Source organism: Vibrio sp. DNB22_10_4 (genome assembly GCF_052879755.1).
Genome location: NZ_JBNNXW010000001.1, coordinates 1,655,135 through 1,675,989, shown reverse-complemented (window position 1 = coordinate 1,675,989; position 20,855 = coordinate 1,655,135). Strand labels below are relative to the sequence as shown.

At 47.4% G+C, this 20,855-nt stretch carries 18 protein-coding genes; 8 read left to right on the top strand and 10 right to left on the bottom strand.

The genetic code is table 11. From position 1 onward, the window contains the following. Window positions 1-8: 8 nt before the first annotated feature. Window positions 9-1,253 carry a cytosine permease gene (codB, locus tag ACVA6Q_RS07200; protein WP_353498908.1) on the bottom strand — a complete coding sequence of 415 codons (1,245 nt, stop codon included), beginning with the start codon at window positions 1,251-1,253 and terminating at the stop codon, window positions 9-11. Between the two features lie 403 nt (window positions 1,254-1,656). On the opposite strand from codB, the gene ACVA6Q_RS07195 reads away from it, so the two are divergent. After that, entirely contained in the window at window positions 1,657-2,391 is a 735-nt protein-coding gene (locus ACVA6Q_RS07195; RefSeq protein ID WP_446647039.1) for a TrmH family RNA methyltransferase, read from the top strand. Between the two features lie 92 nt (window positions 2,392-2,483). Here ACVA6Q_RS07195 and fdxA read toward each other — a convergent pair whose 3' ends face one another. Further along, window positions 2,484-2,807, bottom strand: coding sequence for a ferredoxin FdxA (gene fdxA / locus ACVA6Q_RS07190; protein WP_042501725.1), 324 nt, complete (start codon window positions 2,805-2,807; stop codon window positions 2,484-2,486). A 239-nt stretch (window positions 2,808-3,046) separates the two neighbouring features. Between fdxA and ACVA6Q_RS07185 the strand changes: the two genes are divergently transcribed. Continuing rightward, window positions 3,047-4,675, top strand: coding sequence for an NAD(P)/FAD-dependent oxidoreductase (locus tag ACVA6Q_RS07185; RefSeq protein ID WP_446647038.1), 1,629 nt, complete (start codon window positions 3,047-3,049; stop codon window positions 4,673-4,675). Between the two features lie 81 nt (window positions 4,676-4,756). Here ACVA6Q_RS07185 and ACVA6Q_RS07180 read toward each other — a convergent pair whose 3' ends face one another. From ACVA6Q_RS07180 to hutC, 7 genes are all read right to left on the bottom strand, one after another. After that, entirely contained in the window at window positions 4,757-5,587 is an 831-nt protein-coding gene (locus ACVA6Q_RS07180; protein ID WP_446647037.1) for a DUF481 domain-containing protein, read from the bottom strand. Window positions 5,588-5,765: 178 nt separating this feature from the next. Then, on the bottom strand, window positions 5,766-7,217 hold the full coding sequence (gbpA, locus tag ACVA6Q_RS07175) for an N-acetylglucosamine-binding protein GbpA (RefSeq protein WP_446647036.1): 1,452 nt from the start codon (window positions 7,215-7,217) through the stop codon (window positions 5,766-5,768). A gap of 315 nt (window positions 7,218-7,532) precedes the next feature. Continuing rightward, a complete protein-coding gene (gene hutH, locus ACVA6Q_RS07170) occupies window positions 7,533-9,065 on the bottom strand; it encodes a histidine ammonia-lyase (RefSeq protein ID WP_446647035.1) in 1,533 nt (510 codons plus the stop codon). Between the two features lie 10 nt (window positions 9,066-9,075). Then, window positions 9,076-10,797, bottom strand: a complete 1,722-nt coding sequence (gene hutU / locus ACVA6Q_RS07165) for a urocanate hydratase (protein WP_446647034.1) — start codon at window positions 10,795-10,797, stop codon at window positions 9,076-9,078. 100 nt (window positions 10,798-10,897) lie between these two features. After that, window positions 10,898-11,905, bottom strand: coding sequence for a formimidoylglutamase (gene hutG / locus ACVA6Q_RS07160; protein ID WP_446647033.1), 1,008 nt, complete (start codon window positions 11,903-11,905; stop codon window positions 10,898-10,900). Beyond that, window positions 11,895-13,127: an imidazolonepropionase gene (gene hutI / locus ACVA6Q_RS07155; RefSeq protein ID WP_446647032.1), complete on the bottom strand. Its 1,233-nt coding sequence runs from the start codon at window positions 13,125-13,127 to the stop codon at window positions 11,895-11,897. Before hutI ends, hutG begins: the two co-directional genes overlap by 11 nt. A gap of 226 nt (window positions 13,128-13,353) precedes the next feature. Next, a complete protein-coding gene (gene hutC / locus ACVA6Q_RS07150; RefSeq protein WP_446647031.1) occupies window positions 13,354-14,064 on the bottom strand; it encodes a histidine utilization repressor in 711 nt (236 codons plus the stop codon). A gap of 235 nt (window positions 14,065-14,299) precedes the next feature. Between hutC and ACVA6Q_RS07145 the strand changes: the two genes are divergently transcribed. The 5 genes from ACVA6Q_RS07145 (at window position 14,300) to ACVA6Q_RS07125 (ending at window position 19,746) form a co-directional block, all read left to right on the top strand. Continuing rightward, entirely contained in the window at window positions 14,300-14,914 is a 615-nt protein-coding gene (locus ACVA6Q_RS07145; protein ID WP_446647030.1) for a fumarylacetoacetate hydrolase family protein, read from the top strand. Window positions 14,915-15,408: 494 nt separating this feature from the next. Continuing rightward, the gene (coxB, locus tag ACVA6Q_RS07140; RefSeq protein ID WP_418642537.1) at window positions 15,409-16,578 is read left to right on the top strand and encodes a cytochrome c oxidase subunit II; all 1,170 of its coding nucleotides are present in this window, start codon (window positions 15,409-15,411) and stop codon (window positions 16,576-16,578) included. Beyond that, on the top strand, window positions 16,578-18,224 hold the full coding sequence (ctaD, locus tag ACVA6Q_RS07135) for a cytochrome c oxidase subunit I (RefSeq protein WP_353500179.1): 1,647 nt from the start codon (window positions 16,578-16,580) through the stop codon (window positions 18,222-18,224). Before coxB ends, ctaD begins: the two co-directional genes overlap by 1 nt. Before the next feature lie 12 nt (window positions 18,225-18,236). Next, window positions 18,237-18,872 (top strand): cytochrome c oxidase assembly protein, encoded by a 636-nt coding sequence (locus ACVA6Q_RS07130; protein WP_446647029.1) that lies wholly within the window; start codon window positions 18,237-18,239, stop codon window positions 18,870-18,872. Next, a complete protein-coding gene (locus ACVA6Q_RS07125; RefSeq protein WP_446647028.1) occupies window positions 18,865-19,746 on the top strand; it encodes a cytochrome c oxidase subunit 3 in 882 nt (293 codons plus the stop codon). The genes ACVA6Q_RS07130 and ACVA6Q_RS07125 overlap by 8 nt, the downstream gene beginning before the upstream one ends. 46 nt (window positions 19,747-19,792) lie before the next feature. Here ACVA6Q_RS07125 and ACVA6Q_RS07120 read toward each other — a convergent pair whose 3' ends face one another. After that, entirely contained in the window at window positions 19,793-20,017 is a 225-nt protein-coding gene (locus tag ACVA6Q_RS07120; protein WP_042501704.1) for a DUF2909 family protein, read from the bottom strand. On the opposite strand from ACVA6Q_RS07120, the gene ACVA6Q_RS07115 reads away from it, so the two are divergent. Further along, on the top strand, window positions 20,016-20,846 hold the full coding sequence (locus ACVA6Q_RS07115) for an SURF1 family protein (RefSeq protein WP_446647027.1): 831 nt from the start codon (window positions 20,016-20,018) through the stop codon (window positions 20,844-20,846). The two genes, ACVA6Q_RS07120 and ACVA6Q_RS07115, sit on opposite strands and share 2 nt — an antisense overlap. Window positions 20,847-20,855 lie beyond the last annotated feature (9 nt).

The following is a 20,855-nucleotide window of genomic DNA, read 5'->3' as shown; positions in this document are numbered from 1 at the left end:
CCTAGTAATTAAGCGTCAGCGTTTTCTAGCTGAGCAGTTTTTGCATTTAGAAGACGGTTTAGTACAAGATAGCTTAACGCGCCACCAAGTACGGCATTTAGTGGCACAACGCCAGGTAAGAAGTTACCAGCTGCAACACCAAGCGCCACGGCAATGATACCTGCCCAGTTTACCGTTTGGAATTTTGCTGTTTCAAAATTTGCGTAACGCTTACGGTTGATCAGGAAGTCTGCGATGATCACGCCGCCGATTGGTGGGATAGCCAAAGATAGGAACGTTAACCAGCCAACAAAGTTGTTGTATAGCCAAAGTGCACACAAAGTACCGACAACACCGTTTGCCATCGACAAGTATTTACTTGGTAAACCGGTGACGTTAGAGAAACCAAGGCCAGAGGCGTAAAGCGCGTTGTCGTTGGTAGTCCAGATGTTCAGACCTAGTACGATGATGGCAGGTAGCAATAGACCTTGAGCGATCATCACTTCAGAGATATCTGACTGGCCTGTTACCGATGCGCCGGCAGCGCCGAAGATGAACATCAGCGAGTTACCAATAAAGAACGCCACCATGGTGATGAAGACTGCACCCATAGGCTTTTTACCGAAGCGTACGAAGTCAGCGGTAAGTGTACCCGCACTCACAAACGAACCCACTACCATCGCAAGTGCAACAGAGAAATCTAATGGTTCAGCAGGTTGGATTTTTTGCAGTTCGGCAACTCCGCCAGCGCTATCTACCGCCGTCAGTACAGAGTAACCACCCAATAGTGCGATAGCAGGAACCGCGATAGCTGACAACACCATCAATGCGGAAATGCCAAAGTAAACCGTCGCTGTCATCAACAGACCGCTCACCAAAATCAGGATATTGGTATCAATGCCGGTCGCTTTTTGTACTGGGATAGCGAACATGGCGACGCCAACACCAAACCAACCGACTTGAGTACCGCCAAGGAGCACAGAAGGAAGCCAAGAGCCTTTAGAACCAAAAGAGAAACGAGCAAGGAGGTGAGTAGAGAGACCAGTAGAAGCGCCGATGTAACCGAGGAAAGAAGTGTAAATACCGAGGATGAGGTTACCGATGAGAACAGCGAGGAAGAAATCATTGAAAGCAAGTCCAGTACCGAGGGAACCACCGGTCCACATACTTGCGGAGAAGAAGGTCAAACCAAGCATTACCATGGTTAATGAAGCGACTCCCTTCCTGGCCGTTGCCGGAACTGGCCCTAAACTGTAGTTGTTATCCGCAGACATCTGATACCTCACAATTCACTAAATCTGGTTTTTCGTACGTTTATCTGTATTTCAGGCAAACGGCGCGTATTATGGTGATGTAAATCACAGAGTCAAGCGCTGAATTCTTCAAAAGTAAGGTTGTTTTTTAGCTTCGCTTTATTAGTGCCAATTAATCATAAGGTTAATAAAATTTTGGCTGAAAATTATTTTGAAAATTAATTTCCATCCAAACTAGGGAAACGTTTGCTAGTGGAGGTTGATTAGTGGTTTTTCTTAGTTTGATCGAAAAACGATAGTTTTGCTTCAAAAGTATGAGTTTTGTCTATGCTGTTAGCATTGCTCAAATCCGGGCTAGCATCCGTGCTCGCATAGTTTTGCCAATTAAGTATATAATGCGCCCGCTTTTATCTGAGGTAAGACAATGATTTCAAAAAACCAACTAAAACTGCTGAGAGCCCTTGGGCAGAAAAAACAGCGTAAAGCACACGGCCTATTTTTGGTGGAAGGCGAAAAGAATGTGCTTGAGCTTGTCGAGACGTCATTGAAGGTAAAGCAAGTCTTTGCCACATCAGACTTCTTAGCTAAGCATGCTAGTGAGCTTCGTGCTTATGAGTGTATTGAAGCTACCTTAGATGAACTGACAAAAGCGAGTTCGCTTGTTAGCAACAATGCAGCGGTTGCAGTAGTTGAGATCCCTCAGACAGATGCACCGGAACCAAAAGGTATGATGATCGCGTTGGATGGTGTTTCTGATCCTGGCAACCTAGGCACCATCATTCGTATTGCTGATTGGTACGGTATTAAACACATTGTCGCAAGTACCGATTGTGCGGATCCGTATAACCCTAAAACAATCCGCGCCACGATGGGCAGTTTTGGACGAGTTCAGGTCACGCTGCTCGACTTACCTCGTTATCTCAATGAAGCAAAAATACCGGTATATGGGGCGTTCTTAGAAGGGGAAAGCGTTCACACGACAAACTTTTCTCAGCAAGGTATCTTGTTGATGGGCAGTGAGTCGCACGGTGTACGTGCTGAAGCTGAGCATTATGTTACGGATAAAATCACCATTCCGGCGTTCGGCGGCGCAGAATCGTTAAATGTTGCTATGGCGACCGGTATTATCATGGATAACTATCGTCGTCAGCATAGTTAAAAATCAGCATAGTTAAAAATTAGCATAGTTAAAAACTGGCGCGAGACTTGAGTAGACCCCTGCCTGCGCAGGGGTGACGATACCCTTCAGGGCTACTTCTCTAGCATCCCAAGTTTGTTGGGTACGCCATTCCACTTCTCTGCTTCATCCATTGCGGGTTTGACTTCAGTTTGAACTGGCCATACTTCCGAAAGCTCTGCGTTGAGTTCGATGAACACATGTTGGTCATCGGTGAGCTCATCTTCTTGGAAAATAGCTTGAGCGTCACATTCAGGTACGCACAGTCCACAGTCAATGCATTCGATTGGGTTGATCACCATGAAATTTGGGCCTTCGTGAAAGGCGTCAGCAGGGCATACCGCGACACAGTCGGTATATTTACATTGAATACAGTTATCGGTAACGACAAATGCCATGATGGTGAACTCTTATTAGCCAAATTTGTGGAGGGGCGATAATACTGATCCGAGCGCAAAATTCAATATCTTGGCGCTACTTGATCCCTTTATCATCCGTCTAAGTCGCAATTAAGTATGACAGACAAATCAAGTTAACGTAAAATGCGCGCCATTGTGAGCGAGCAAGCCTTAAGTTTAAGCCATTCGGTTTAGAGAACGGGTTTGTAAGCTAAGACACCAACGACGCGAGACCCTCCATGATACGTTTAACTGAAATCAAACTTCCTCTTGATCACGAGGAAGGCGAAATTTCTCAAGCCATCCTAAAAAAACTTGGTATTTCTTCAGATCAAGTTGTTTCATTCAATGTGTTCAAGCGTGGCTATGATGCGCGCAAGAAAACACGCATTTTGCTTATCTACACTCTAGATATTGAAGTGAAGAATGAAGCGGCTCTGCTAGAGAAGTTTGCTGATGACCCACACGTCAAAGTCACTCCAGATATGGAGTACAAGTTTGTTGCGAAAGCACCAGTAAACCAGGCTGAGCGACCAGTCGTCATCGGCTTTGGCCCATGTGGCTTGTTTGCAGGACTGATTTTGGCACAAATGGGCTTTAAGCCAATTATTGTTGAACGTGGTAAAGAGGTTCGTGAGCGTACTAAAGATACCTTCGGTTTCTGGCGAAAGCGTACGCTTAACCCTGAATCGAACGTACAGTTCGGTGAAGGCGGCGCGGGTACGTTCTCTGACGGCAAGCTTTATAGCCAAGTGAAAGATCCAAAACACTATGGTCGTAAGGTTATTGAAGAATTCGTCGCTGCAGGTGCACCTGAAGAGATCCTGTATGTGAGCAAGCCTCACATTGGTACCTTTAAATTGGTGACCATGATTGAAAAGATGCGCGCGACAATCATTGAGCTAGGTGGTGAGATCCGCTTTAGCACGCGTGTTGATGACATTCACATGGAAAACGACCAAATCACGGGTCTAACACTATCGAGCGGCGAAGAGATCAAAACTCGCTATGTGGTACTAGCAGTAGGTCACAGTGCTCGAGATACGTTTGAAATGCTGCACGATCGTGGCGTGTATATGGAAGCGAAACCCTTCTCTGTCGGCTTCCGTATTGAACACAAACAATCAGTGATTGACGAAGCGCGCTTTGGTCCAAACGCAGGTAACCCAATCTTGGGTGCGGCTGACTACAAACTGGTTCACCATTGTAAAAATGGTCGCACGGTATACAGCTTCTGTATGTGTCCTGGCGGTACGGTTGTTGCGGCGACGTCGGAAGAAGGTCGAGTGGTGACCAATGGCATGAGCCAATACTCTCGTGCAGAGCGCAATGCCAACAGTGCGATTGTAGTGGGCATCTCTCCAGATCAGGATTACCCAGGTGACCCACTGGCAGGTATTCGCTTCCAGCGTGAACTAGAAAGTAACGCTTACCTTCTAGGCGGTGAAAACTACGATGCGCCAGCACAGAAAATTGGCGATTTCTTAAAAGGTAACGATCCAAGCGAACTAGGTGATGTTGAGCCGTCGTTCACACCGGGTATCAAACTGACAGACTTGTCTAAGGCGCTACCGGATTTTGCTATTGAAGCCATTCGTGAAGCGATCCCTGCGTTCGACAAGAAAATCAAAGGTTTCTCTGGTGCAGATGGCCTATTGACCGGTGTTGAAACTCGTACTTCCTCACCAATATGCATTAAACGTGGTAAAGACTATCAAAGCGTTAACTTGAAAGGCTTCTACCCAGCAGGTGAAGGTGCAGGCTACGCGGGCGGTATTCTTTCTGCCGGTATCGACGGCATCAAAGTTGCTGAGGCGCTTGCCATAGCCATGGTTGAAGATCTTGTCGAGCAACCTGCTGAAGCCTAACCCTCTTTAGACAGCAAAAAGCCCATCGGATTATGATGGGCTTTTTTGTATCTCTATGATTTTGAAATAGAGAGTTTTTGATTAAAAAGCGTAGGTCAGCGTTGCCATTGGGCCATAGAACTTAAACTTTGCATCGAGGTTGGCAAAGTCTCGGCCGTAGTCAACATTAATCTCGTAATAGCTGTAAGTCGCCGCTAGGCCAAAATCTTCAGTGAACTTGTATTCGATGCCAGCGCCAACATCGAGAAGTAAGCCTGAGATCTCTTCGATACTAAGGGCGAACACCTGAACGTGACCTAATAGGTGCCAATTGTCAGTAATCCGATAGTCAGTGATTAAGCCAATATTGGGCAGTGGTGCGGTGAGATCGGTAAACTCTTCATCTTGGACTGGAATGAGGGTTGGGTCATCTTGATCAACACGGTAACCAAGTTCGCCTCCAAAGCCGACATTGAAATTCATGATGTGAAGACCAATGGAGGCTTTCCAGTCCCAATCTTCACCATCGTAGAACTTATAGTTGTAGCCAAAGCGCAAGATGTCGATGTTGAGTGTTGAATCGAGGCGCGCGCCTGCTTGCACTTCAGTATTTGAATCAGGCAATTGAAACGGTTTAGTGACGACCGTATTACTCGCTTTGCGATGAAGGCTACGCCAATCTAAAAAGATGCCATGACGCTCGTTAAAGTCATAGCCGACCAAAAGGTAAGGTAGTGTTGAGCGTTCTTTGAGGCTTAGATCCGATTCAAAATCTAAGTCAAAGTCATTGCCTGTGTTTGGGTTTGTGACACCGATAGAGGTATCGGCCTCGGAAAAAAACGCGCCGCCAGCCATATGAAATTGACCCGCCAGGGTCGGAGAGGTTGCTGTACACGCGAGGCCGCCTAGCGCGACCAGATGACGAAGATCCATTTCTATCACCTTACATTGATTGACTGACATCATTTTTATGAATTAAACAAGTTCAATATATCAGAAGGTTATGGAAATGTTTAGGTTGTATGTTCGTTGTAGCGATAAAGGCTGCGAAATCGTAAACGCACAAACAAAAAAGGCTCCAAACGTTTTGGAGCCTTATTGCTAGAAATGGTTAGTTAAGTTTGTTCCAAGCTGAATCCCAGTGACTGCCGGTGCCTGGTTCGAACTGAGTCGCTGTAGGAGACCACTGCTTGCAGTATCCTGAGTGTGGGAACGGCTTACATTGATAAATAGCGCCGTCGCTTGCCAGTACTTTGGTACCTTCTGTGTAGCTTTCTACACCCGTCGGGAATACAAAGTCGTAGTCAGTCGGTGCAGTCTGGTCGACGAGCATAAAATCTTGCGTGGTTTGATCAAGCAGGTTGCCTTTTTCATCACGAACACGGGTAACCAGCATGTGATGGCCAGGCTCAGACTTAGAAAGAGCTAAGACAACATTTTTGCTATCACCATCGTTTAACGCAAGCTCACTGCCAGCAAGTGTTTCTTGACCGTGGTTGTAGACACTCATCGATACGTCTACTCGACCGACCGCCGTGACAGTAAGGGCAAGTTCAGTTGGTGCGGTGCCAATAACGTATTGCGTTTCTAGTCCTGTTACCTCAGCACCTGATGCTGGAGGCGGCGTTACGATGTCATAACCAATTTCAACGCGATCCAATCCGCTATTATCAGCCACGTAGATAGTGTTAGCGCCAAATACTGGAGCGATATTGCCACTGCTGTCTGCTTGGCCTGCTTTGATATCCGTCGTGCTTGAGTTAATGGCGCTTGCTAATGCGTGCGACCATTGGGTTGCTGCGCCTTGTTCGCTCGAATTAATGGTAATGCTGGTCGATAGATTTGGCAGCTCACCGTTAGCATCAAACACACGCGTATACACAGAGTCGCCAACTTTCAGATCCATTGTTGGGTTGATTGTACCTGCTTGCGTCCAGCCAGGAATGCCTGGTGTGGTGCCTTCAAACTGCACATCAATCACGTTATAAAACGCCGCTGCGGTATCACCCACATCCCAATAAGCTAGGATCACTTGGTAGCCTTCACGTTCAGGGACATTACATTGGTGAGTCGTCAGTTTTGGTGGTTTTTGCATGTTGCCATCGACCACACAGAAAGGGTTTAGATCGAACGAGTCACGACTCAATGCCTGGTTTGGATTCCAGTTTGGTTTAGTGATGTAGTATTTCCAATCACGGGTTACGTGATTTGCTGTGAATGTCCATTCAAAGTTCTGTAAACCCGCTTGGATTGGCGTTTTTACCCAGCGATCTGAGGTTTGCTCGTTTAGTGGAGAAAACTGTACCAGTCCAGCGCTGGCGATTTGACCGTCAGATGGACCTAATAGTGGAAAGCCTTCTGGACCCTCAACACTTTGTGGTTCCCATTGAACCGAACCACAGTTACTGTTCTTTTCGCCATTTGCATTTGGAAACTTACATAACGCAGCACGACCCGCCGCTACACCGTTTTCGACTGCAGAAACGTAACCATGACTATGGACAAGTGGGCTGGTAGCCAATCCAACTGCCGCCAATGAAATTAAGACTTTTGTGTGTCTCATACCAATACCTTCTCTTAAAATTTTAATTGCACGTTGAGTCAGTGCATGTTTTGTAGAGCACTTGCTTCCGGCAAGTGTAGGTATAATTTAGTAATGAAAAATAAGTTCAGCGAATGGGTTGAGTTGTTTCTGGAAGGCACTTCTACAAATTAGTGTAATTTGCATTTAAATGACATTTTTTGGACGAATATTCCAATAAATTGAACTAACGTCGTATTAAATGTTGATTTTATCATTGGGTGAGAAATTCACTTACCCAATATAAGACCGTTATTTAGGCAAGTGAATTTAGTTTTGTGATGATGTCGGACGCTATTAGATACTTGGCAGTAAGTTAGCGGGCATCAGGGCATTGTGAAGCGACAGCTTTATGATTTCGTTGGCTTTAGCAATGTCTGGAGCAAAGTAGCGGTCTTTATCATAAAACGGCACCACTTCTCGTAGGATTTGTTTACCCTGCTCAACAAGAGGTGCAGAGGTCAGTGGTGCCCTAAAGTCGAGCCCTTGTGCGGCAGCAAGATACTCAACAGCAAGGATCCCTCGGGTATTCTCCGCCATGTCCTTCAGCCTTCTCGCAGCAAACGTCGCCATAGAAACATGATCTTCTTGGTTGGCTGACGTTGGCAAGCTATCTACAGAGGCAGGATGTGCCAAAGTTTTGTTTTCGCTCGCCAGTGCGGCAGAGGTAACTTGAGCAATCATAAAGCCAGAGTTCACTCCGCCGTTATCGACCAAAAATGGTGGTAATTTGCTTAATGCACTGTCGATGAGCAGCGCCATTCTTCGTTCTGACAAGCTACCAATCTCTGCGATAGCCAGTGCCAAACCATCGGCCGCCATAGCGACTGGCTCGGCATGGAAGTTACCACCAGAGATGATATCGCCATCATCAGCAAAGACTAACGGATTGTCCGATACCGAGTTGGCTTCCACTTGTAGGCTATCTGCGGCGTTGCGAATTTGCTGTAAACACGCCCCCATGACTTGTGGTTGGCAGCGAAGGGAGTAGGGATCTTGAACCTTTTCGCAGCCTTGGTGGGAGTTGCCAATTTCACTGCTGTTGCCAAGAAGGTGACGATAAGCGTGGGCAGCGTCCATTTGTGAGCGATGACCACGTACGCGATGAATGCGCGGATCGAATGGACGGCGACTGCCAAGAGCGGCCTCAACTGACATTGCACCGCACAATGTGGCGGATGCAAATAAATCTTCAGCCAAAAATAATCCTTCTAAAGCAAAGGCGGTAGAAGCTTGGGTGCCGTTTAGTAGCGCTAGGCCTTCTTTAGGGGCTAGGGTAATAGGCTCAAGTCCGGCAATTTGCAGTGCTTCGAGGCCACTGATGATTTTGCCATTATGACGTGCTTCACCTTCGCCGAGTAAAATCGTACTCATGTGGGCAAGCGGGGCGAGATCCCCAGATGCGCCGACGGAACCTTTTTGTGGGACACACGGATACACTTGTGAGTTAACCAACTCAATCAATGCATTAATGACCTTAAGGCGAATACCAGAGAAACCACGAGCTAGGCTGTTGATCTTCAACACCATCATTAGTCTGACGGTTTCATCACTCATCAGCTTGCCTATACCGGCGGCGTGCGACAGCACAATACTCTTTTGCAGCACTTCAAGGTCTTCAGGTTCAATACGAGTGTTAGCCAGCAAGCCAAATCCGGTATTGATGCCATAGACGGTGCGATCTTCGGCGATCACTTGCTCAACAATCTGTGTGCTGGCTTCAATGTCATCTAATGCTAAAGGACTCAGTGACAAGTGCAGTGGTGAGCGACTAATTTGGCGCAATTGAGCTAATGTGAGCTGCCCTGGGAGTAGTTCTAATTTCAACATGTTCTGCTCCTTATCCATGGCTGCTGTCTTGGTGGTTAGATTCATTGCTGTCCATCATCGGCAGATCAAGGCCTTGCTCACGCGCGCACTGTTTGGCAATGTCATAGCCTGCATCGGCATGACGCATCACTCCCGTCGCAGGATCGTTGTGAAGAACACGGCCTATGCGACGCGCAGCATCATCAGTGCCATCGCAACAAATCACCATACCGCTATGTTGGGAGAATCCCATACCTACGCCGCCACCATGATGCAGTGACACCCAAGTCGCACCGCCAGAGGTGTTCAGTAGTGCATTGAGCAATGGCCAGTCGGATACCGCGTCAGAACCATCCATCATGCCTTCAGTTTCGCGGTTCGGGCTCGCAACAGAGCCTGAGTCTAGGTGGTCACGTCCAATCACGATAGGGGCTTTTAGTTCGCCATTTTTGACCATTTCATTAAAGGCTTGTCCTAGGCGTTCACGATCTTTCAGGCCGACCCAGCAAATACGCGCTGGCAGTCCTTGGAACTGAATGCGCTCGCGAGCCATATCAAGCCAGTTGTGTAGATGAGGATTGTCCGGTATTAACTCTTTCACTTTTTGGTCGGTTTTGTAGATATCCTCAGGATCGCCCGATAGCGCTGCCCAGCGGAACGGTCCTACGCCCTCGCAGAACAAAGGTCGGATATAAGCTGGAACAAAGCCAGGGAAATCAAACGCGTTATCAACGCCTTCTTCTAGTGCCATTTGGCGAATGTTGTTGCCATAGTCAGTGGCGACTGCGCCTTTCTTTTGCATGTCTAATATGGCTTTAACTTGTATTGCCATAGAAGCTTTTGCTGCTTTGACGACCGCTTCTGGATCACTATCACGCTGCTGCTTGGCAAAATCCATCGTCCAGCCTTGTGGTAGATAACCATTAAGTGGGTCGTGAGCGGAAGTTTGGTCAGTGACGACGTCGGGGATGACGCCTCTTTCGACAAGCTCAGCGTAAACATCGGCGGCGTTACCTAGAAGGCCGACCGAGATGGGTTTATCGCTATTTTTGATGATGGACAGCGCTTCATCAAGAGAGTGTGCTTTAGTGTCGACGTAGCGGGTGTTGAGTCGGTAGTCGATACGCGATTCATCACATTCTACGGCTAGCATTGAGAAACCGGCCATGGTTGCGGCAAGAGGCTGCGCGCCGCCCATACCGCCTAAGCCGCCTGTAAGGATCCATTTATCTGCTGGTTCGCCGCTAAAGTGTTGTTTAGCGATGGCGACAAAGGTCTCGTAAGTGCCTTGTACGATGCCCTGAGAGCCAATGTAGATCCATGAGCCTGCGGTCATTTGACCGTACATCATCAGCCCTTGTTTATCGAGCTCGTTAAAGTGATCCCAGTTTGCCCAATGAGGGACAAGGTTGGAGTTGGCGATCAACACTCGTGGCGCATCTTTGTGAGTGGGGAATACACCGACGGGTTTGCCAGACTGCACCAACAAAGTTTGGTCGTCTTCAAGACGTTTTAGCACTTCGACAATCTTGTCGTAGCAAGCCCAGTCACGAGCTGCGCGCCCGATACCACCATAAACCACCAGTGATTGTGGGTGCTCCGCTACTTCATCATCCAAGTTATTCATGAGCATACGAAGCGGTGCTTCAGTGAGCCAAGATTTCGCATTGAGCTCGGTACCACGTGGCGCTTTGATGCAGCGAGTGGTGTCGAGTCGTGAGTTATTTGGATGTAAGGATTGTTTATCAGTCATTGTCATTTCCTTTTGAGCTCTGCCTCACTTGGGGCTTGTATTTTTTTATAGCGCCCTTGTCATGGTTAGTGGTCATGGCCACTGGCAGAGAGTGTTTACGTTATTCGTTATCGGTTGTTTGTAGCTTCTTGGACATGGCAACCAATATCTGCCAGCACACTCTAGCGGCGAGTTTTGCGGTGCGGTTGTCTATGTCGTAATTCGAGTTATATTCGGCGATGTCAGCTAGCATTAACTTGTCACTGGCAACAATGGTGTTGAGCATGGGGATGAACTGTTCCAAGTTCATGCCAAACGCGGCGGGTGCACTCACGCCGGGGGCTATGCTTGCGTTGAAAACATCGAGGTCAATAGTCAAATATAGGATGTCGACTTTATTGATGAAGCGTTGTAGCTGAGCAATATGTTCGTGAATGGGTCTATCGAACAGCTCGGTATCTTTGATGTATTGAACTTGCAAGCTATCGGCTTTTTCAAACAGAGCCTGAGTGTTGCCTGTTTCACTCACACCCAAGCAGAAATAATCAAAGTTCTGCCCAGTGGCATGGCAATGATCGGCGATTTGAGCAAATGGTGTTCCAGAGCTTGGTTTGAGGTCAATGTCCGTTCGTGTTTTGTCTTTCGATTGGTATTCTCTGAGATCGAAGTGGGCATCGAAGTTGATGATGCCAATGTTTGGCTTCTCACTGGATTGAGAGAGGAAATCAGATAGCCCCTTAAATGAGGACCAAGCAATCTCATGACCGCCACCCAGCATTATCATTGGTCCATTTGACAGGTGTTTGGTGATTTTTTCAGCGGCCTGTTGCTGATGAAGTTCTAAGTCATCGGAATCGGCAACAACATTACCAATATCACTGATCGCGTTAGCTTGGTGCCAAGCTAAATTAGCGAGCGCGGCTCTGATAGCATCTGGTCCTTGCTTGGCGCCAACTCGTCCTTTGTTTCGTTTCACTCCTTCATCAGTGCAAAAACCCATTAGCTGAAGCTGAGGGAAGTGACTTTGAGAACGGTGAACGACTTTATGATGCACACGATAGCGTTTATCACCGTCTTCTTGGTCGTCGCGGCCGGTCCAATTGAAGGGAAGTTGGGTGTTAGCGGACATCTTCGACGCTCCCTGCAACGATTCGTTTACTCAGCCCACCCATGCCGAATTGGTAACTAAGCTCGCTAGGATGCTCGATGTCCCAGATAGCAAGATCGGCGCGAAAACCTGGCTTGATTTGACCTATGCTGCAGCCTTGGCCAATTGCCAGTGCGGCATGGCACGTCACACCTCGTAGACTTTCTTCTGATGTTAGGCGGAATAAAGTGCAAGCCATGTTCATCATCAGTTGCAGGTTTGCGAAAGGTGAAGTGCCGGGGTTGAGATCGCTACCGATGGCCATAGGCACTTGTGCAGTTCTTAGGCTGTCAATTGGTGGCTGTTGTGTTTCTCGCAAGAAATAGAACGCACCCGGCAATAAGGTGGCGACTGTTCCACTGTTGGACAAGGCATCTACGCTGGCGTCATCCAGGTATTCGATGTGGTCGACGGAGAGCGCATTAAACTCAGCCGCTAGTGCACTGCCACCGAGGTTACTGAGTTGCTCTGTATGGCCTTTAATCGCGAGGCCGTTTTGTTTCGCAGCCTGAAAAACACGTTTCGTTTGCTCTAGATTGAAACCGACCGATTCACAAAACACATCAACTGCATCAGCGAGTTGATGCTTTGCTACATGAGGTATGATTGTCTCTGTGACGTAATCTATATAGTCATCGGCACGGTCGCGATACTCCGGCGGCACCGTGTGGGCGGCAAGAAGGGTTGTGGTGATATTGACTCTGCGATGATTCTCCAGCGCTTTTGCCGCAAGCAGCATCTTCACTTCATCATCGAGCGTTAACCCGTACCCTGACTTAACTTCGATCGTGGTACAGCCACTACGGATAAGGCTATCGAGTCTTGGTAGAGCCAGCTCGACAAGTTCTTCTATCGTCGCTTCTCGTGTCGCCTGAACCGTGCTGTTAATACCGCCACCACTCTGAGCAATCGCTTCATACGACATGCCATTTAGACGGTTTTCGAATTCTTCAGCTCGACTACCTGCGAAGATCAAATGAGTGTGAGGGTCGATCAATCCTGGAGTGACAACTTTACCCTTGCAATCTAACGTCGCTACATCGTCGGTCATGTCATGGTGTAGGGTATCTATTGAATCCATGTCATCAAGGATCGCCTTAACGTAGCCACCTCTAATGACCACAGTGCAAGGCTTAGAGGGCAGATAACCGAGTGTACCCGGCTCCATGGTCACGAGGCGGGCATTGGTAAGGATCAGATTCATAACATCGCTCTGCATTATTGTATATACAAATAAATAGTTGAATATATACAATTGATCAAGTGCGAGTGGTTGAAATGTGATCAGGATAAACCTGAGGAGCGAACTATTTATTGAGGGTAGATGCGTTTATTGACGATGATAACAACAAATTATCGGTGTCGCTGAATGACGACCCTAGACGGATCGCCTATTGGAGTTGTGATAGTTACAGATGAAAGCAGTATGGTTATAACTCAACTTTTGAACTGAGCTGATATCGACTGCCTGGATGATACAGTAATGCAGTGCTGATGAGCTTGTCTTCACTCCATGTTCGACGATGCAATAGCAGGCAAGGCTCATTGGCTGCCATCTCAAGTAAGTGTGCGATTTTCTCGCCACATTTAATGGCCTCCACGGTATGCTCTACGGCAGTCATTGGGCAGTTTGTCGTCAAATACTCGTTGGGTGTGGTTTGAGTAAAGTCTTGCTGGTGGTATTTCGGCGCATATTTGGCATTTACCCAGCGACACTCTAGTTGGATTGGCTTGTCGTTTTCTTTGTGGAGAATCTCGCTGTAGTAGACCGCACTGCCCAACATGACGCCAAGCTTGGTGGCAATAAGCTGATCCGCCTTGGTCGCTTCATGTCGAACGACTTCGCTGGAATACTGCTTACCACGAGCTGCAACTTCTCTGGCGATGTTACGAGTTTCGAGAAGAGGCGATTGCGCTTTTTCTGTTGGGCTGGTTACAAAGGTCCCGAGTCTAGGGCGACGCTCTAGTTTCCCTTCACCGACGAGATCGCGAATAGCCTTATTGACGGTCATGCGGCTCACAGCAAACTGCTTTGTTAGCTCCATTTCGGTGGAGATTCGCTCACCGACCGACCATACTCCTTGGTCTATTCGGTCTTCAATATACTGTTTGATCTGAATGTATAGCGGCTCTTGGGACATCAATTACTAAATCCATTTATTTGAATATACAAATGGTCATTGAATTTGCTTGAAAATGCAAGGCATCACATCATTTATCACTATATTTGCGGGATTGAGCTTGTTTGGTTCCACTTAGAGCAAAAGCAGATCTTGACCTCAAGTTTGATATTTTCTCTGCGAAATCATCAGTCTGTCACTTAACTTCGGGTAAAATAGCGAGTTCGTTTACAAAGGAATAGGGCAAGGAAGGGTGATGAAGTCGGTTGTAGTCGGTGAAAAAACGTTTTATCCATCGAAAATTTTATGCGTTGGCCGAAACTATGTTGAGCACATTCGTGAGCTAGGAAATGAAGTTCCGGAGAATATGATGGTGTTCAACAAACCTAACTCGAGCATCGCGACTGACCTGTATTCCTTCCTCGATGAACCGCTGCACTATGAAGCGGAAATCTGTTTTATCGTCCGCGATAAACAACTCTATGCTGTTGGTTTTGGACTCGACCTTACCAAACGCGGTTTACAGTCGACATTAAAAGCCAAAGGCTTGCCTTGGGAACGCGCTAAAGCGTTTAATCACTCTGCAAAATTCAGTCGTTTTGTGCCGCTAGGTGACATGGATATTAACGAGCTCGAAGTGGAGCTATTTATCAACAGTATGCGAATGCAGTTGGGCTCAACGAAACAGATGCTCTACAAGCCGGACGTTATTCTAAGCGAGCTCAATACCTACACTCACCTTGAAGACGGCGATATCGTCATGACAGGCACACCTCAGGGGGTGGGAGAAATTGTCGCTGGCGACCGATTCCTAGGCCGTATCAAGCACCAAGGTAAAGCGGTCATTGAAGTGGAGTGGTTGGCTATTTAACCGTCACTGAGCTCCTTCTAATGGAAATATTATTACTGGAGATTGATTGCTTGCGATCTCCAGTTTAACTTTGGATTACATAGAATCCAAAATCGCAATTTGTCAAAAATTTCATCCTCATCGTCTCCGCTTCCCTCACAAAAATTCGCTGATTATTTTTCTTCTTGCGGATCTGGAAATCAGTAACTAGCATTTAGTTAACAAAAATATAACAAATTGTTTCTAGTTGTATTTAACTGATACCGGACTCAATAAGTAAGTGGTCAGTGAGTAGCTTTGACCGTTTACTTGTGTAGTTTGGCGTTACTTTTTGGACTCATGAAAGAGTCGAAAACCTAGTTGGTCTTCGTTTATCGTCGTCGAATCACAGCTTGTTGGGTTTTGATTACGGACTTGTTCCATCCTGGAGAGTTTGATCACTTTTCAGACGTGCTTGGTACAAGTCATAGGGGAACCACGTCAGGATAGGCGTGGCTAGGCAAAGGAGAAATCTTTTGAAGAGATTGCTGACCGTTCACACTGGAACTGGTTTGGCGACTGCGCTCGTCAGCCAACCTCTCTTCGCGGAGTCGAGCCAATACAATTTGACCCGCGGGGTTACTGATATCAGTAACCAAGTGTATGACCTACATATGCTCATTTTCTACATCTGCTGTGCCATCGCAGCAGTTGTGTTTGGGGTAATGTTCTATTCTATTTTCAAGCACCGTAAGTCCAAAGGGGCGGTAGCCGCTAACTTCCACGAAAGCACCAAGGTGGAAGTGGTTTGGACTGTCATTCCCGTCATTATTTTAATATTGATGGCGATTCCGGCAACCAAGACTTTGGTTGCGATGGAAGACACCTCCCAGTCAGAAATCACCATTAAAATTACTGGCTCACAGTGGAAATGGCACTACGCCTACTTTGGCGAAGATGTGGAATTTTTCTCACTAATGTCCACGTCTCAACAGCAGATTGATGGTGTTGAAGAAAAAGGTGCGCATTACCTGCTAGAAGTGGATAACCCGCTTGTCGTGCCAATCAATAAAAAGATTCGCTTCCTGATGACCTCCGATGATGTGATTCACTCGTGGTGGGTACCAGCTTTTGCGGTTAAAAAAGATACAATCCCGGGTTTTATCAACGAAGCATGGACAAAAATCGATGAGCCTGGTGTCTATCGCGGCCAATGTGCGGAGCTTTGCGGTAAAGCACATGGCTTCATGCCGATAGTGGTACAGGCCATGGCGCAAGATGACTACGACGTTTGGTTGACAGGAAAGAAAGAAGAGATGGCACTCGCTAAAGCAGAAGCGGCCAAGGCACTAGATGCAACGTTATCGATTGAAGAGCTATTGACCACAGGCGAAGGTATCTATGCCTCTCGATGTGCAGTGTGTCATCAGGCTAACGGTCAAGGCTTACCCGGCGCCTTCCCAGCAATCGCAGGGGCGGAAGTGGCGACATCGGGCTCTATCGATACTCACATTAGTAAAATCGTTGATGGTGTGGCAGGGACAGCCATGCAGTCGTTTGCCAATCAGTTAACCGATAAAGAAATCGCCGCAGTAATCACTTACCAGCGCAATGCGTGGGGTAACAATACCGGTGATGTGGTTCAGGCATCGGATATCAACAGCTACAAAACTCAGGAAGCGGAGCCAAGCTCCAAGGAGTTATGATGAAAACGGACCCAATGGAAAAAGTGAAAGCATCGGCGGTGACTGATGCGGACATGAGCCGAGCAAATAGCACGGCAGTCATCGAAGACGATCATCATCATGATCACGCGCCATCAGGTTGGCAGCGCTGGGTATACTCCACCAGTCATAAAGACATTGGCACACTCTACCTGTGGTTTAGCTTTATTATGTTCCTAACAGGCGGGGCGATGGCTATGGTCATTCGTGCCGAGCTGTTCCAACCAGGTCTCCAATTGGTTGAACCGAATTTTTTCAACCAAATGACCACAGTTCATGGTTTGATCATGGTATTCGGCGCGGTTATGCCAGCCTTTACGGGATTGGCAAACTGGATGGTACCCTTGATGATTGGCGCGCCAGATATGGCTTTGCCACGAATGAATAACTTAAGCTTCTGGATCTTACCGTTCGCGTTTCTGATCTTAATTGCGTCACTATTTATGCCTGGTGGCGGCCCGAACTTTGGGTGGACATTTTATGCGCCTCTCTCCACGACCTACGCCCCAGACAGTACGGCGCTGTTTGTGTTCTCGGTACATATCATGGGTATTAGCTCCATTATGGGGGCAATCAATGTCATCGTAACTATTTTCAACATGCGCGCGCCGGGCATGACGTTAATGAAAATGCCATTGTTTGTATGGACTTGGCTCATTACTGCTTTCCTACTCATTGCTGTCATGCCTGTGTTGGCGGGGGCGGTGACCATGGTATTGACAGATAAGTACTTTGGAACCAGCTTTTTTGATGCGGCGGGTGGTGGTGACCCAGTGATGTTCCAGCATATTTTCTGGTTCTTTGGGCACCCAGAAGTTTACATTATGATTCTGCCATCCTTCGGTATTGTCTCGGCCATTGTCCCTGCATTTAGTGGCAAAAAACTGTTCGGTTACCATTCGATGGTTTACGCGACGTGTAGTATCGCATTGCTCTCATTCCTCGTGTGGGCACACCACATGTTTACTACAGGTATGCCGGTGTTTGCCGAACTGTTCTTTATGTACTGCACCATGTTGATTGCGGTGCCGACAGGCGTGAAAGTATTTAATTGGGTGGCGACCATGTGGCGCGGTGCGCTCACGTTTGAAACGCCGATGTTGTTTGCTATCGCCTTTATTGTGCTGTTTACCATAGGTGGGTTTTCGGGGCTGATGTTGGCGATTGTGCCGGCGGACTTCCAGTATCACGATACCTACTTTGTAGTTGCGCATTTCCATTATGTATTGGTGTCGGGTGCCGTGTTCTCGATTATGGCTGCGGCCTACTACTGGTTACCGAAGTGGACTGGCAATATGTATGACCACAAGCTGAGTCTGTGGCATTTCTGGTGTTCGGTTATTTCAGTGAATGTGCTGTTCTTCCCTATGCATTTCTTAGGTCTCGCGGGGATGCCGCGCCGTATTCCGGACTACGCTATACAGTTTGCTGACGTGAACCAAATCGTCTCTATCGGTGGCTTTGCGTTTGGATTATCTCAGCTCATTTTCCTTTGGTTGGTCATTAAGTGCATCAAAGGAGGCGACAAAGCCGAAGCTAAGCCTTGGGAGCGTGCAGAAGGCTTAGAGTGGACAGTACCAAGTCCAGCACCACACCATACTTTTACCACACCACCTAAGATTGACTAAAGGTAGGTTGCGATGGATAGCGAAACCAGAAAATCAAACCGCAAACTCGTAGGCTGGCTCGGTGTGGCCGTTGTGGCGATGTTTGGCTTTGGTTTCGCTTTGGTGCCTCTTTACGACATTATGTGCGAAGCGTTAGGCATTAACGGCAAAACCAATACTGAATCAGCGGTTCAACCTCTTGGTATGAGGGCAGACATCACGCGCACAATTCGGGTTGAGTTTATGGCGCATGTCAATCCGGATATGCCTTGGTCATTTAAACCAGAGAAAATGTCGTTGGATGTTCATCCTGGTGAGGTTATCCAGACTGTCTACTTTGCACATAATCAATCTAATCAATCACTTATTGGTCAGGCTGTGCCTTCAGTATCTCCGGGAACTGGGGCGACCTATTTCAATAAAATCGAATGTTTCTGTTTTAACCATCAACCATTAGAAGGCAAGGGTAAGGCTGAAATGCCGCTGATCTTTTACATTGAGCCAGACATTCCAGACTCAATTCATACCCTGACCCTTTCTTACACCTTGTATAACATCACGAGCAGCGCCGCTACCGACGGTGCCGTTCTCGATATCTCTCGTGCACAGGTCGGTAGTAGCAGTCGCCCTGCACTCGATTATCCAACATCGGAGATAAGCTATGAGTAAAGCTCAAACTTATTATGTTCCGGCGCAGAGTAGTTGGCCCATCGTTGGGGCTGTGGCGCTGTTTCTTGTCGCAGTCGGCGCGGGGCTGACCGTCCAAAATCTAGATACTGGTGGGGCAGGCAGTGTCATTGGCGGCGTTGTGCTAGCGCTTGGTGTCGCTGTGCTGATTTATATGTTTTCTGGATGGATGAGCAATGTGATCTCTGAGTCCATGTCTGGACTCTATTCAGACCAACTCTCACGCTCATTCAAACAAGGTATGAGTTGGTTTATTTTCTCTGAAGTGATGTTCTTCGGTGCGTTTTTTGGAGCACTGTTTTATGCACGAATGATTTCAGTTCCTTGGCTCGCTGGCGCCGACAACAATGTGATGACTCATGAAGTTTTGTGGCCGGCTTTCGAAGCGATGTGGCCGCTAACATTAACGCCGGATGGAACAACAACTGAAGCAATGCCTTGGCAAGGGCTGCCACTGCAAAACACAGTGATCTTGCTGTTGTCTTCTATCACACTGCACATGGCTCATGTCAGTCTAGAGAAAAATCGCCGTACAGCACTCATCGTTTGGCTTGAGCTAACCATAGTGCTTGCTGTGTTTTTCTTGTATTTCCAAGCCGTTGAGTATGCTCATGCCTATCAAGATATGGGGCTAACACTTCAGTCCGGTATCTACGGCAATACCTTCTTTATGCTCACGGGCTTCCACGGACTGCACGTGTTTATTGGAACCGTGTTTTTGATTGTATTGCTGTTCCGAATAGCCAAAGACCATTTCACACCGAAAGATCATTTCGGCTTCCAAGCGGGGAGTTGGTATTGGCACTTCGTTGATGTGGTATGGCTGTGTTTGTTTGTCTTTGTCTACGTATTGTAAAGGCATGAACCCCCGCGCTATAAAGCGCTGGGGTAGTAAATACTCACTAATAAGGTCGGGGGTTAGGCGTTAAAAAACCACTTTGAAGCGCGATGATGAGAAGAATAATGACAATCGCGGAGAACAGAACACGGCGGCCAAGATAATAACTCATTGGTTTTTCAGAAGAAGGGTCGTCGCGCACCATTCGAATAAGGGCAAGCGCTAAGTTAAAGATGATGAAGAGTAACAGCAGTACTAAAGCAATCTTAAACAACAGTGTGGGTGACATGGATACTCCTCATGTTCGCTTTTACCAAACTACTAAGTTTTGGGTGGGGTTGGTATTAACTGTGGTTGTGTTTTCATCATTGGTCAAATTGGGACTGTGGCAAAAGCAGCGCGGCAATGAAAAAGCAGCGCTAGAACAGTCGCTTGCCTTACGAAATGAGCAGCCTCCTGTCGCTTTATCGTCTCTCGACTTGCCGCTGGCTCACCACGGTGACCATGACTATCAACGATGGATTGCGGTGCCAGTGAGCGCTCACTTAACACCTGAGCCGGTTTTGTTCTTTCTCGATAACCAAATCCTCGATGGAACGGTCGGGTACCTGGTGCTGCAGATGATGCGAGATATTGAGAAGACGAATCAGCGCTATCTGGTAGAGCTCGGTTTTGTGGCAGGCGGTTTAGATCGTCAAACTCTTCCTAGTGTTTCCACCTTATCGGAGCCGGTGACGCTCAGTGGGCGCTTATACAAGAAAATGGAAAGCCCTTTGGGTTCAGAGCTTTACAACGAGCGTTTTGACTTAGAGTCAACACAGCAATATCGAATCCAGCATCTTAATACAGCGCAGATAAGTGCTCTTGTCGATGCCGAGCTATCAGCTTGGGTAGTTCAACCAACCGATACGTTGACTGCTTACCCTCATCCTTGGAAACCAGTATCAATGAACTCAGCTAAACATTTCGGCTATTCATTTCAATGGTTCACTATGGCGACGGTGTTTGCAGTCGTTGTCTCAATGGCATTTTGGCGTAGCAGTTTGCATCGAAATCGTGCTTCTAAAGGAAAGAGAAAGTTGGCTTCAAAGCGTAATTTGTCTTCAAAGCATAAATAGGCACATAGC